At 63.4% G+C, this 12,301-nt stretch carries 14 protein-coding genes; 3 read left to right on the plus strand and 11 right to left on the minus strand.

Features of this window, described 5'->3' with window-relative positions; all coding sequences use genetic code 11:
• Positions 1-99 precede the first annotated feature (99 nt).
• The 3 genes from CUJ84_RS31365 to CUJ84_RS31375 all read left to right on the plus strand — a co-directional run bounded on the left by CUJ84_RS31365 (position 100) and on the right by CUJ84_RS31375 (position 2,217).
• The gene (locus CUJ84_RS31365) at positions 100-1,002 is read left to right on the plus strand and encodes a choline sulfate utilization transcriptional regulator (RefSeq protein ID WP_105009491.1); all 903 of its coding nucleotides are present in this window, start codon (positions 100-102) and stop codon (positions 1,000-1,002) included.
• A gap of 120 nt (positions 1,003-1,122) precedes the next feature.
• Positions 1,123-1,326, plus strand: a complete 204-nt coding sequence (locus tag CUJ84_RS31370) for a hypothetical protein (RefSeq protein ID WP_105009492.1) — start codon at positions 1,123-1,125, stop codon at positions 1,324-1,326.
• Positions 1,327-1,425: 99 nt separating this feature from the next.
• Positions 1,426-2,217, plus strand: a complete 792-nt coding sequence (locus tag CUJ84_RS31375; RefSeq protein ID WP_105009493.1) for an HpcH/HpaI aldolase family protein — start codon at positions 1,426-1,428, stop codon at positions 2,215-2,217.
• A gap of 3 nt (positions 2,218-2,220) precedes the next feature.
• Here the strand turns inward: CUJ84_RS31375 and CUJ84_RS31380 are convergent, their stop codons facing one another.
• From CUJ84_RS31380 to thiM, 11 genes are all read right to left on the minus strand, one after another.
• Positions 2,221-2,901 (minus strand): spermidine synthase, encoded by a 681-nt coding sequence (locus CUJ84_RS31380; RefSeq protein WP_105009494.1) that lies wholly within the window; start codon positions 2,899-2,901, stop codon positions 2,221-2,223.
• 70 nt (positions 2,902-2,971) lie between these two features.
• A complete protein-coding gene (locus CUJ84_RS31385; RefSeq protein ID WP_105009495.1) occupies positions 2,972-3,871 on the minus strand; it encodes an ABC transporter ATP-binding protein in 900 nt (299 codons plus the stop codon).
• The gene (locus CUJ84_RS31390) at positions 3,868-4,671 is read right to left on the minus strand and encodes an ABC transporter ATP-binding protein (protein WP_105009496.1); all 804 of its coding nucleotides are present in this window, start codon (positions 4,669-4,671) and stop codon (positions 3,868-3,870) included. Before CUJ84_RS31390 ends, CUJ84_RS31385 begins: the two co-directional genes overlap by 4 nt.
• The gene (locus CUJ84_RS31395; protein WP_105009497.1) at positions 4,668-5,546 is read right to left on the minus strand and encodes an ABC transporter permease; all 879 of its coding nucleotides are present in this window, start codon (positions 5,544-5,546) and stop codon (positions 4,668-4,670) included. The genes CUJ84_RS31390 and CUJ84_RS31395 overlap by 4 nt, the downstream gene beginning before the upstream one ends.
• Position 5,547: 1 nt before the next feature.
• Positions 5,548-6,525 carry an ABC transporter permease gene (locus tag CUJ84_RS31400; RefSeq protein ID WP_105009498.1) on the minus strand — a complete coding sequence of 326 codons (978 nt, stop codon included), beginning with the start codon at positions 6,523-6,525 and terminating at the stop codon, positions 5,548-5,550.
• A gap of 56 nt (positions 6,526-6,581) precedes the next feature.
• Complete coding sequence (locus CUJ84_RS31405) at positions 6,582-8,225, minus strand: ABC transporter substrate-binding protein (RefSeq protein ID WP_105009499.1); 1,644 nt, start codon at positions 8,223-8,225, stop codon at positions 6,582-6,584.
• 43 nt (positions 8,226-8,268) lie between these two features.
• Entirely contained in the window at positions 8,269-9,291 is a 1,023-nt protein-coding gene (locus CUJ84_RS31410; protein WP_105009500.1) for a glycoside hydrolase family 3 N-terminal domain-containing protein, read from the minus strand.
• 24 nt (positions 9,292-9,315) lie between these two features.
• Positions 9,316-9,795 (minus strand): GNAT family N-acetyltransferase, encoded by a 480-nt coding sequence (locus CUJ84_RS31415; RefSeq protein WP_105009501.1) that lies wholly within the window; start codon positions 9,793-9,795, stop codon positions 9,316-9,318.
• 218 nt (positions 9,796-10,013) lie between these two features.
• Positions 10,014-10,823 carry a bifunctional hydroxymethylpyrimidine kinase/phosphomethylpyrimidine kinase gene (gene thiD / locus CUJ84_RS31420; protein ID WP_105009502.1) on the minus strand — a complete coding sequence of 270 codons (810 nt, stop codon included), beginning with the start codon at positions 10,821-10,823 and terminating at the stop codon, positions 10,014-10,016.
• Complete coding sequence (thiE, locus tag CUJ84_RS31425) at positions 10,820-11,455, minus strand: thiamine phosphate synthase (protein ID WP_105009503.1); 636 nt, start codon at positions 11,453-11,455, stop codon at positions 10,820-10,822. The genes thiD and thiE overlap by 4 nt, the downstream gene beginning before the upstream one ends.
• Positions 11,452-12,255, minus strand: coding sequence for a hydroxyethylthiazole kinase (thiM, locus tag CUJ84_RS31430; RefSeq protein WP_012763240.1), 804 nt, complete (start codon positions 12,253-12,255; stop codon positions 11,452-11,454). The genes thiE and thiM overlap by 4 nt, the downstream gene beginning before the upstream one ends.
• Between the last annotated feature and the right edge of the window lie 46 nt (positions 12,256-12,301).

Here is a 12,301-nt window from a genome sequence, read left to right on the forward strand (position 1 = left end):
TGAGGGACGTCGCCGAGTGCTATTTGCAGATCTTATCAAAGCCAGTATCATAGTGCCTGTAAAGCTGGCTTTTTTCGATGGCTGCCAAAAGGAATTTTTATGCCAGACCGCCGGCCTGAGCTGGGATGGATGCGCATCTTCGCGGAGGTCGCAAGGCTCGGCAGCTTTTCGGCTGCGGCGGCAGTTCTCGGCCTTACGCAGCCTGCCGTCAGCTATCAGATTCGGCGGTTGGAAGAGCAGTTCGGCGTCGCCCTGCTGCGCCGGAAGCATCGCGGCGTCGAGTTGACCGCGGAGGGCGAACGGCTTTTCAAGGTCGCCGCCAAGACGGTTGGTGACATCGATGCCCTGGCGCGCAGTTTCCGCACTGAGGCTCAAAGGCCGGTCGTCAGACTGAGGACCGACTATGCCTTTTCAGCGCTTTGGCTCATCCCGCGCATGCACGGCTTTCGCCTGCTTCACCCCGAAACGGATATACAGATCGTCGCGACCCAAAGGCTTGAACCCGGCTTTCGTGACGACGCAGATGTGGTGGTGGTTTTCGGCACAAAGGTGGAATTCGGCGCCATCGGATCGCTTCTGCTGCAGGAAAAGGTCGTGCCCGTCTGCACGCGAGGCTTTCTCGATCGCAACGGCCCATTCGACGATCCGCAGCTTCTTGCCAAGGCGATCCTGATCCACCTCGATTCGCCGACGCCATCGCCCTGGTTCGACTGGCGAAGTTATCTTGCCGAATTCTCCGTTACTCGCGATCTCCATGCCGGCCGCGGCGATATCAGCTTCAACACCTACTCGCTGGTCGTCCAGGCCGCGCTCAGCGAACAGGGCGTGGCGATCGGCTGGATGGGGCTGGTCGATACGCTTCTCTCCACACATATGCTGGTGGAAGCCGGGCCGCCGCTCGAGGCCTGGGACCGCGGTTATTGGCTGATACCGCCGCGATCGGCAAATGTTGATAGCGAGAGGCTCAGCACCTGGCTGGTGGATGAAGTCGGCAGGACATGACATTCGGACCGAGGCCAGCGCGTCATCGCATCCGGAATATGTTCGCGCTCGGGAGAGAAGCCTTGTCATGACCGACGCCGATCGACATTGTGGCATCGATTCATAGGGAAGGGCCGAAGCATGTCGCGAACCGTCGGATACGTCGTTGGACTGCTCATGATCCTCTTGGGACTGATCTGGATCGCACAGGGAAGCGGCTATTTTCCCTATCCGTCATCCAGTTTCATGATCAACCAAAGCATCTGGGTTCTCTGGGGAGGCATCATGGCTGCGGCGGGGATCACCGTGACGGTCATTATTTCACGGCTTCGCCGGAAGGGATGAGCCGGCAATCCGTGCATGGCTTTGAGGAATTCGACATTCAAGAGTTCCTCGAGGTGAAATATCTGGCCGCTGGCGGCCTGTCGAATTGAGGAGAATGGCATGAGCGCAGCTGAAATCGACGGCTTTGCGGACCGGATCAGGCATCACGGGGGCGGCATGATCTCTGCCTGGATCGGTATTCCCGACGCCACGCTCGCCAATCACCTGGCGCAGGAGGCCTTCGACACCATCGTGCTGGATATGCAGCACGGCATGTGGGACATGCCCTCGGCAGCGAACGCCGTCGCCCAGGTGCGCCTTGCCGGCAAGCCAGCGCTGGCGCGCATACCGGTCGGTGATTTCGCTTCCGCCTCGCGCCTGCTCGATGCCGGCGCCTCCGGCATCATCGCGCCGATGATCAATTCGGCCGAAGACGCGCAAGCCTTCGTCAAGACCACGAAATACCCGCCTCTTGGTCACCGCAGCTGGGGACCGTCGCTGGCACTCAACCATACCGGCCTGTCGGCCGATGATTATCTGAAAAACGCCAACGCGCTCACCGTCGCCATCGCCATGGTAGAGACCCGGGCGGCACTCGAGGCGATCGACGACATTCTCGGCGTTGCCGGCCTCGATGGCATCTTCATCGGTCCCTCCGACCTTTCGATCGCACTGTCAAACGGCGACCAGGTGGCGCCGAACGCCGCCGAGATCGACAGCGCCATGCAGCATGCGGTTTCGCGCTGCCGCGCCCACGGCAAATTCGCCTGCGCCTTCGCCGGTGACGGCGAGCGGGCCGGCGAGCTGCTGAAATTCGGCTTCGATCTGGTCATTGCCGGTGCCGAGACAGCGCAGCTGCGCTCCGGCGCCCGCCGCGCCATCAATGCCGCCCGCAGGATCGCTTCGGCTTGAACGTCATTTCACCGGCTTGACGGCGAGCCAGATGATGTGGCGGGCGCCGCCGCGTTTGCCGTTGGCGCGCGTGTTGACCACATCGACGGCAAAACCGCTGCCCTTGAGACGCCGGGTGAAATCGGGGTCCGGACCGGACGACCAGACGGCGAGCACGCCGCCGGGGCGCAATGCGTCGCCGGCGGCGCGAAGGCCGGCGAAATCGTAGAGCCGGTCGTTGGATTTGCGGGTCAGGCCATCAGGGCCGTTGTCGACATCGAGCAGGATCGCGTCATAGGCGCCTTTACCGGAACGGATCGCCTCGCCGACGTCGCCCTGATGGATGCCGACGCGCGGATCGTCGAGACAGCCCTGGAAGACCTCGGCCATCGGCCCGCGTGCCCAGGCGATCACGGCCGGCACCAGTTCGGCGACGGTGACGCCGGCATCTTCGGGAAGGACGGCGAGAGCGGCGCGCAAGGTAAAGCCCATGCCGAGCCCGCCGATCAGGATCCTTGGCTTCGGGTGCGCCTTGATCCGATCCCAGGAAAGGGTCGCCAGCGCTTCCTCCGAGCCGCTGAGGCGGCTGTTCATCAGCTCGTTGGCGCCAAGCATGATCGAGAACTCGCTGCCGCGCTGCTTCAGCCGCAATTCGCCGTTTTCGCCGGGAATGGTCGCGGAATCGAGCTGGATCCAGGGCAGCATGACGGTTTTGCCTCATATGAAAGAGACCGTCCCCTAGCATAGGGCGCTAGATGAGGCCAGCAAGCCGGCCTCAGATCATCCGCATGAAATGATCCGGCTCGAATTCGACGATGTCGTCCTGCGGCACGGCCGAACGGCGGCGGATGTCCTCCACCTCGTCGGGCCTCAGCCGGGCCTTCGGGTCGTCGAAGCGGACATCCGGATCGGGCACGGCCGAGAGCAGCAGCCGGGTATAGGGATGCAGCGGATTGTCGATCACCTTGGCGACGCTGCCCCATTCGACGATCTGGCCGGCATACATCACGGCGATATCTTCCGCGACGTAACGGGCGGTGGCGATATCATGGGTGATGTAGAGCAGGCCGAGATTCAGCTCCCGCTTCATCTCGTTCAGGAGGTTCAGCACGCCGAGGCGCACCGAGACGTCGAGCATCGAGGTCGGTTCGTCGGCGACGATGACCTCCGGCTTGACGGCCAAGGCGCGAGCGATGTTGACGCGCTGGCGCTGGCCGCCGGAGAGTTCATGCGGATATTTCGGCGCGACGAGATCGGGATCGAGCCTGACGCGCTGCAGCAGTTCGCGGACCGCAACGTCGATCTCGGCCCCCTTGATCTCCGGGCGGTGCAGCTTCAGCGGCCGCCTGAGATGATGGGCGATGGTGTGGGCGGGGTTCAGCGAGGCAAAGGGGTCCTGGAAGATCATCTGCACCGAGCGGCGGTAGCGGGCGATCTCGGCGGATTTCGCCGCCTCGACAGGCCGGCCCTTGTAGAGAATCCGGCCCGATGTCGGCAGATATTCGCGCATCGCCATGCGGGCGCAGGTGGTCTTGCCGCTGCCGGATTCGCCGACCAACGCCAGCGCCCGGCCGGCATGCAGCGAAAAAGAGATGGCGCGCGCCGCATGCACGGCCCCGGAGCCATGGCCGAAGGTCTTCGTCACCTGGTCGAGTGCGAGAATGGCGTCGGTCATAGCAGCACTCCTCCATGCAGCGAGGGGAAGGAGGCCCAGAGCTTCTTCGTGTAGTCGTGCTTTGGCGTCCTGTAGATCGCCTCGGCCGTGTTCTGCTCCACCAGCCGGCCGGCAAGCATGATGCCGATGCGGTCGCAAAACTGCACCATCAGGCCGAGATCATGGGTGATGAACAGCACGGAGAAGCCGAAGCTGCGGCGCAATTCGTTGATGCGCTGCAGGATTTCGCGCTGGACGACGACGTCGAGCGCCGTCGTCGGCTCGTCCATGACGACGAGCTTCGGATCGAGCGCCATGCAGATGGCGATGACGATGCGCTGGCGCATGCCGCCGGAAAACTGGTGCGGATAGTCGCGCATGCGATCCGGCGCGATGTCGACGAGCGTCAGCATCTCGGCGGTGCGCTCGCGGGCTTCCGCACGGCTCATGCCCTTGTGGGTGCGCAGCATGTCGTTGAATTGCGCCTCGATGCGCAGCACCGGGTTGAGCGAGTTCATGGCGCTCTGGAACACCATGGCAACCTCGCGCCAGCGGAAGGCGCTGAGCGCCTGCCGGTCGAGGCCGAGCACGTCGCGGCCGTCGAGCAGGATGCGGCTCTCCTTGCGGATCAGCGCCGGCGGCTTGTGCAGGCGGCTGATGGCAAACGCGATGGTGCTCTTGCCGCAGCCGGATTCGCCGGCAAGGCCGAAGACCTCGCCGGGCGCGACGTCGAAGCTGACATCGTTGACGGCGCGAAAATCCTTCTCCTCGCCGATATAGTCGATGGTGAGGTTCCTCACCGAAAGCAGCGGCTGCGTCACAGGCGGCCCTCCCCGGAACGGACGAGCAGGGACCAGCGCTTCAGATGATTGCCGGTGCGCAGCCGCGGATTGGCGATCTCGTCGACGGCGAAGTTCAAGAGCGACATGCCGATACCGAGGAAGGCGAGCGCGAAGCAGGGGGTGAGAATATCCCACCAGGCGCCGACCGAAAGGGCTGAGGCCTTCTGCGCATTGTAGAGCATGGTGCCCCAGGAGATCGCTCTCGGATCGCCGAGGCCGAGGAATTCGAGCGTCGCCTCGGTGATGATCGCAAAGATGACGCTGCCGATGAAATTGATGCCGACGATTGAAATCACGTTGGGAAAGATCTCGAATGTCATGATGCGCCATTGCGGCTCACCCATCATCTCGGCCGATTTCACGAAATCCTTCTGCTTGACGGAGAGCGTTTCGGCACGGGTGACGCGTGCGCCCCAGGCCCAGGAGGTGGCGCCGAGAATGAGGGCGATGACGAGGGGGCTTGCCTGGCCGATGAAGGCGGCAAGTACCAGCAGCAGCGGCAGGTTCGGAACGACCAGCACCATATTGGTGAAGAAGCTGATGACCTCGTCGGTCTTGCCGCCGCGATAGCCGGAGATGATGCCGAGCGCGGTGCCGACGAGGGTGATCAGGAGGCCGGCGCCGAAGCCGACGGCAAGCGAGGTGCGGGCACCGTAGATCAGCCGGGCAAAGACATCCTGGCCGATGCGCGTGGTGCCGAGGATATGGTCGAGTGACGGCGCTTGATGCGGCCGCCCGGTGCGGGCGGCGGGATCGTACTGCGTCAGGAGGGGCGCTGCGATCGCGACGAGGACGATAAAAGCGATGAAGACGAGGCCGATCAGCGCCTTGCGGTTTTGAAGCAGGGTCTTCATCTCACGCTCCCTTCAGCCGCGGGTCGAGCATGACATAGCTGACGTCGACGATAAAATTGGCGATCAGCATGGTTGCGGTCATGATGAGGAGCTGGCCCTGGATGACGGGATAGTCGCGGGCGAGGATCGCCTGGTAGAGAATATTGCCGAGGCCGGGATAGTTATAAACGACCTCCGTCACCAGCGAGCCGCCGAGGATGGTGCCGATGGCGATGGCAAGGCTGGAGACGGTCGGCAGCAGGGCGTTGCGTGCCGCGTACCAGAGCATCACATGCCGGTCGGAAAGGCCCTTGGCGCGAGCCATGACGATATAGTCCTCGCCGAGCAGGTTGATCATGTTGTTGCGCATGGTGACGGTGAAGCCGCCGATCAGCACGGTGCAGAGCGTCACCATCGGCAGGATGCCGTGATAGGCGAGGCTGCCCATATATTGCAGGCTGAAGGCCGGATCGAGCGATGGGTCGGCGGCATAACCGTTCGGAAACCAGCCGAGCGTGAAGCCGAAGATGAAGAGCACGATCAGCGAGGTGACGACGGCCGGCACCGAGGTGGCGAAGATCGCGCCGACGGAGACGACGACATCGAACTTGCTGCCGCGGCGCCAGGCGGCGACGATGCCGAGGAAGGTGCCGAGCGCGAAGCTGACGATCGTCGCCGTGCCCATCAGGCCGACGGTCCAGACGAGGGCATGGCCGAGCACCGACGCGACCGGCAGCGGAAAATATTTGATCGAGCGGCCGAGATCGCCGGTGAAGATGCTGCCGAGATAGGTGAGGTACTGTTGCCAGAGCGGACCGTCGACGAAGCCGAAGGTGAGTTTCAGCGCCTGCAGGCTTTCCGGCGGCAATTCGGTGCCGGCGCTGGAGAACATGATCTGCACGGGATCGCCCGGCATCAGACGGGGCAGGAAGAAATTGATCGTCGCTGCCGCGATGAAGGCTGCCATGTAGAAGACGAGGCGGCGAAGCAGGAAAGCCATGGGAACTCCGTCGTGACGGAAGCGGCGCTTTACGCCGCTCCCGAGGATTGCGATGCTTACTTGACCGGCTCGAGGGCCAGGAGGTTCAGCAGGCGTGCCGGATTGGTCCGCGAGATCGACGGATTGACGAAGGGGTTTTCCTTGGTCGACCAGCCGGTGAAGCGCTTGGTGTTGTACTGATACCAGTTCGGATTGTTGAACACCGGAATCACAGGCATGTTTTCGGCGACGATGCGTTGCGCCTTGTTCATCGCTTCTTTCTGCTTGGCAAGATCGGCGGTCTGGGTGAACTCGGTGACGAGTTTTTCGACCTCCGGGTTGAACCAGCGCTGCGCGGTGAAGCGGGTCTTGCCCTTGTCCGAGGCGCTGAAAGCGCGCTTATAGGGGTAATAGGGCGAAGCCGATGCCGGCAGGCTGTTGATCGCCGCATCGAAGGTGCCGTTGATGAGGTTGCCGGTCCAGACAGCTTCCTCCGGCGTTTCGATCTTGGCGTCGATGCCGACCGCCTGCATGCCTTCGACGGCGAGGTTGACGGTGTCGATCCAGTCCGTCCAGGCGCTCGGGACGATGATCGAGAAGGAGATCTTGGTGCCGTCGGGATTGTCGCGGAAACCGTCGCCGTCCTTGTCCTTGTAGCCCGCCTCGTCGAGCAGGGCCTTGGCGGCATCCGCATCATAGGTTGCGAATTTGCCGAAGTCGGCCTTGACGGACGGGTCCGCCCAGCTCTTGTAGAGCTCGCCCATCAGTCCGGGGTCTTCGTTCAGCGTCGGATAGCCGTAGCCGGCGACATCGATCATTGTCTTGCGGTCGAGCGCCATCGAGACAGCCCGGCGGAACTTCAGATCGTTGAAGGCCTTCTTGTTGTTCTCGTTCGCCGTTTCCAGGTTGAACAGGAAGGCGACCATGCTGCTTGGCGAATACCAGTAGTGGAAATGCGCCGGATCCTTGGAAACATAGACATTATCGATATCGGGAATGAAGGAGACGCCCCAGTCGAGCGTGCCGTCGGCCGTTGCGGTCAGCATCTGGTTGTTGTCGGCAAGCTGCGGGAAGCGCATGCAATCGACCTTCAGGTGCTCGTTATCCCAGTAGTTAGGGTTGCGGCACTGGTCGTAGGTCTGGCCGGTGAAGCGCGGCACCTCCGTCAGCGGACCGCTGCCAACCGGGGTCTCGTTGGCGAAGGTGACCGGATCGGCGACATCCTTCCAGACATGTTCGGGAACGATCGGCAGCTGCGAGATCTGCTCGGCCGCAAGCGAGCTCGGATTGGCGAGCGTGAAGCGCACCGTCTGGCCGTCGACGGCCTGGACATCGGTGATGAAGGTCCAGATGCTGACGAAATCGAGCGCCGGGAACTTCTTCAGGTAATCATAGGTGAACTTGACGTCGGCTGCTGTCAGCGGCTTGCCGTCCGACCATTTCAGGTTCGGCCGCAGCTTGAAATCGATGCTCTTCAGGTCGTCGGAGAGCTTGAAGCTTTCGGCCAGGCGATAGACCGGCTTGTTGCTGTCGAAGCGATTGAAGACGACCAGCGGCTCGTAGATGAAGTCGAGCGTGGACTGGCGCGACGAGGTCTGGTTGAACGGGTTGAAGTTGCGAACCCAGGTCGTTGCCGGTTCGATATTCACTGTGAGGACCGTCTGCGCCATGGCAGAACCCGAAAGCAACGTTAGTGCGGTGGCAAGAAGATATTTTTTCATGTTTTATTCCCCTTTTCTTATGCGGTGAGAGATGAGGTGCCGGTCAGGAGACCAGCGCGCTTGCAAACATGTCTTCGACTTGCGCATGGGCGGCGCGGACATCGATCTTGAGATTGCCGAGGCGGGCGCTACCGGCAGCGATCCGCTGCAGGGCAGCTTCCGTCAGCGGGCGGGCGGCCTTGGCGGCGGCTTCGCTTTCCGGGATGTCGCCATGGCTGTGGAGCGCGATGTCGAAGCCTGCGTCGAGCACCTGTTTGACGCGTTCCGGCAAGGTGCCGGAGAGCGACTCCATGAAGATGCAGTCTGATATCAGCACGCCGTCATAGCCCATGTCGTTGCGGATCACGTCGTGCATAACAGGCGAGACGGACGCCGGCAGCTCGGCGTCATAGGCCGAGTAGACGACATGGGCGACCATTGCCCAGGGCGTATCCTTCAGTGCCACGAAGGGCTTGAAGTCGGTTGCGGTGAGCGTCTCGCGGCTGGCATTGACCACCGGACGCTCCTTGTGGGAGTCGAGCGTCGCACGGCCATGGCCGGGAATGTGCTTGATAACAGGCATGTTGCCGGTCTCGAGCAGGCCATCGACCACCTCGCGGCCGAGGGCAGCGATGAAATCGGGATCAGGGCCGAAGGAGCGGGCGCCGATGACCGCGCTCGTCGTCTCGAAGACGAGGTCGAGAACGGGCGAGCATCCGCTGGAAAGGCCGAGTTCCGTCATCATCGCGCCCATGGCCTGGGAGGAAAGGCGTAGTGCTTTTTTGCCGAGATCGAAATCGCGGAGTGCAAGTTCGGCGAACTGGCCGAAACTGCGGAAGAGCGGCCAGGGGCCGGCATCGAGATGCTGAACGCGGCCGCCTTCCTGGTCGGTGAAGATAGGCGCGTCGTCGCGCCCGACGGCTTCGCGGAAGCGCTCGATCAGGCGCCTTGTCTGCTCCGGCTCGCGCTGATTGCGCCGGCCGACGAACAGGCCGAGCGGATTGGTTTCGCGAAAGAGGGCGAATTCGTCATCCGAAATAGTGGGATTCGGAAGGCCGACGAAAAGGGCGAGCGGGGTCGAGGACAATTCTGTAGCTCCGGTATCAGATGATCATTTCGGCGTGCTTCTCAGCATGCCTTCGTAAATGCCCTTATCGGGGGCGGGGATGATGGTTGCGCCTGCGGTCCTGGCGTAGAATTCGACCGGCCCGGCATCGCCGATGAAGGCATAGGCGTGGCCGAGCGTCTTCATGGTCTGAAGGCAGGCGGAAAAGAGGGCGAGTCCGATGCCCTTGCCGCGGGCGTCGGGATCGACGCCGGTCGGGCCGAAGAAGCCGCGCGCCGTCGTGTCATAGCAGGCAAAGCCCAGGAGCTTGCCGCCGTCGACGGCGATCAGGCAGGCAACCGGCTGCCGGGAGAAGGCGACCGCGACTTCGCTTGCCCAGTTCTCGCTGAACCGTTCGCGAGCCCAGCTGACGACGAGATGCAGTTCCGGGGGGAGGGCCGGACGGATGGAGGCGCCGACATCGTTGGCTTTGCGTTTCAGGTCGGCGAGCTCAGTGGAATATAGGCTCACAAGCAGGTCTGGCACCTGTCACTCCTCCAGTTATTCCGTTATTGCGGAACATATCCCCTTTTAGTGTCATAGACTTGGCCATCTGGCCGGGCTTGTCAACAAGGTTTTTCAAACGGCCAAAGGCGCGACCCGCCGCTGTCCCCAGGGTTTCAACGCAAAGTAGGTGCCGAACGCAAAAACGGCCCGGGAAGGCCGGGCCGTTTCGATTGGCGGAATATTGATGGAACGAGCGCCTATTCGCTGTCTTTCCAAAGCGCATGAAAATGCTGCACCGGGCCGTGGCCGGAGCCAACGCTTAGGTGTCCGGCAGCCGCGACTGCGCCGGCGAGATAATCCTTGGCGATGGCGACGGCCTCTTGCGCCGAGGCGCCCTTGGCGAGCTCGGCCGCCAGCGCGCTGGAGAGCGTGCAGCCGGTGCCGTGGGTGTTCTTGGTCCGCACGCGTCTGGCCTCAAAACAGTGCAGGCCGGCGGCAGTGGCAAGCACGTCAGGGCTCTCGTCGCTGTCGAGATGTCCGCCCTTGACCAGCACCGCGACCGGGCCAAGCGCCCGCAGGCGCTCGGCCTGCGCCGCCATGTCAGCCCGGTTTGTCGCGACCGGCTGGTGCAGCAGGGCGGCGGCTTCGGGCAGGTTCGGGGTTAGAAGTGTGGCAAGCGGCAGCAGCCGGTGGGTCAGCACATCGACCGCTTCAGGCGCAAGCAGGGCGGCTCCACCCTTGGCGATCATGACCGGATCGATGACGATCGGAATGTCGCGGTGGTCAGACAGCGCACCGGCAACGGCATCGGCGATGCCGGCATTGGCGATCATGCCGATCTTGACGGCATCGACGCGGACATCGGCAAAGACGGCATTGATCTGGTCGGCGACGAATTGCGGCGGCACCAGATGCACACCGCTCACCCCTTGCGTGTTCTGCGCCGTCAGCGCGGTCAGCACCGCCATGCCGTAGACGCCGCGGGCGGAAAAGGCCTTGAGATCGGCCTGGATGCCGGCGCCGCCCGAGGGATCGGAGCCGGCGATCGAGAGAACGTTGCGGATCATGCGCGCACCTTTCGAATTTCTGCGGCGATGCGGCGCGTGGCCGCTTCGGGGTCGGGCGTGCCGCAAATGGCGGAAACGACGGCGAGCCCCCGAGCGCCCGCGGCGAACACTTGGGCGACATGATCCGCCTTGAGCCCGCCGATGGCGACGGACGGCACTGGCGAGGCCTTCACCAGCCTTGCAAGGCCGTCAAAGCCGATCGGCTGCTTGTGGTCGGCCTTGGTCGGTGTCGCAAACACTGGCCCGACGCCCGTGTAGTCGATGAGATCAGGGTCGACCGCGTTAGCAAGCGCCTCGCTCTCCACCGACAGGCCAAGGATCATGTCGGGGCCGATCATCGTCCGCGCTCTCATCGCATCCATGTCCTCCTGGCCGATATGCAACCCGTCGGCGCCGATGGCGATTGCCGCCTCGACATCGTCGTTGACGATGAGGAGGGCGCCGGTTCCATCCAATGCCTGCTTCAAGGCACGGCCGGTCTCGATCATCCCGATGGTGCCGGCATGTTTGTCGCGCAGTTGCAGCATGGTGGCGCCGCCGGCAATGGCAAGTCGCGCAGTTTCGACCATGCCGATCCCCGCGCAGAGATCGGGGTCGAGGACGAGGTAGAGCGAAAGGTCGAAAGCCTTCATGCCGCCGATATCCTTGCCCTGGCGTCAAGCGTTTCGGCGTCGAGCGCGGCCAGTGCATCGAGGAAGCGCCAGGAGAAGGAGCCGGGGCCGGCCGCCCCAAGTGCCGCCTCCTCGCCGGCAATGGCGAAGGTTGCAAGTGCCGCAACCGTCGCGCCGAAAATGTCTTCAGGTGCCGTCGCGGCAAAGGCGCCGACGAGGCAGGTGAGCGAGCAGCCAAGCGCGGTGACTTGCGGCATCAAGGCCGATCCGCCTTCGATGCGCACGGCCCGCTCGCCGTCGGTGACGAAATCCACGGCGCCGGTGACGGCGACGACTGCCCGCTGCCGCTCAGCCAGCCATCGCGCCGAACCTTCCGCCTGTTCGACCGGATCGCGGCTGTCGACCCCCTGGCCGCGGCTCTCTCCGCCGGCAAGCGCGATGATCTCGGAAGCGTTGCCGCGGATGATGGTCGGACGTAAGGCCAGGAGATCGGCAACCGCGTTGCGGCGGAAGGCCGTCGCATAATGGGCGACCGGATCGAGCACCCAGGGTTTGCCGGCGGATGTCGCCGCCTTTGCAGCCGCTTGCATGCCGTCGATCCATTGCGTCGACAGCGTGCCGATATTGATGGTCAGCGCACTGGCGATCCCGGCGAACTCGCCGGCTTCTTCCGCGGCATGCACCATGGCGGGCGAGGCGCCTGATGCAAGCAGAACATTTGCGGCAATGTTCATGGCGACGTAATTGGTGATGCACTGAACGAGCGGCGGCTTCTCGCGCATCGCCTTCAGCATCGCTCCGGGTGTGGTCTTGGTCTGCATATGGCCCCTTTCAGGCGGGGGCGGGCACGGGGCGGTTCGTGCGGGC

Origin of the sequence: Rhizobium leguminosarum (genome assembly GCF_002953715.1) — a bacterium.
GTDB lineage: Bacteria > Pseudomonadota > Alphaproteobacteria > Rhizobiales > Rhizobiaceae > Rhizobium > Rhizobium leguminosarum_V.

What these genes read in the sequence shown, in the direction of transcription:
- CUJ84_RS31365 (WP_105009491.1), top strand. Translation starts at nt 100, where the DNA reads ATGCCAGACCGCCGGCCTGAGCTGGGATGGATGCGCATCTTCGCGGAG.
- CUJ84_RS31370 (WP_105009492.1), top strand. Translation starts at nt 1,123, where the DNA reads ATGTCGCGAACCGTCGGATACGTCGTTGGACTGCTCATGATCCTCTTG.
- CUJ84_RS31375 (WP_105009493.1), top strand. Translation starts at nt 1,426, where the DNA reads ATGAGCGCAGCTGAAATCGACGGCTTTGCGGACCGGATCAGGCATCAC.
- CUJ84_RS31380 (WP_105009494.1), bottom strand. Translation starts at nt 2,901, where the DNA reads ATGCTGCCCTGGATCCAGCTCGATTCCGCGACCATTCCCGGCGAAAAC.
- CUJ84_RS31385 (WP_105009495.1), bottom strand. Translation starts at nt 3,871, where the DNA reads ATGACCGACGCCATTCTCGCACTCGACCAGGTGACGAAGACCTTCGGC.
- CUJ84_RS31395 (WP_105009497.1), bottom strand. Translation starts at nt 5,546, where the DNA reads ATGAAGACCCTGCTTCAAAACCGCAAGGCGCTGATCGGCCTCGTCTTC.
- CUJ84_RS31400 (WP_105009498.1), bottom strand. Translation starts at nt 6,525, where the DNA reads ATGGCTTTCCTGCTTCGCCGCCTCGTCTTCTACATGGCAGCCTTCATC.
- CUJ84_RS31405 (WP_105009499.1), bottom strand. Translation starts at nt 8,225, where the DNA reads ATGAAAAAATATCTTCTTGCCACCGCACTAACGTTGCTTTCGGGTTCT.
- thiD (WP_105009502.1), bottom strand. Translation starts at nt 10,823, where the DNA reads ATGATCCGCAACGTTCTCTCGATCGCCGGCTCCGATCCCTCGGGCGGC.
- thiE (WP_105009503.1), bottom strand. Translation starts at nt 11,455, where the DNA reads ATGAAGGCTTTCGACCTTTCGCTCTACCTCGTCCTCGACCCCGATCTC.
- thiM (WP_012763240.1), bottom strand. Translation starts at nt 12,255, where the DNA reads ATGCAGACCAAGACCACACCCGGAGCGATGCTGAAGGCGATGCGCGAG.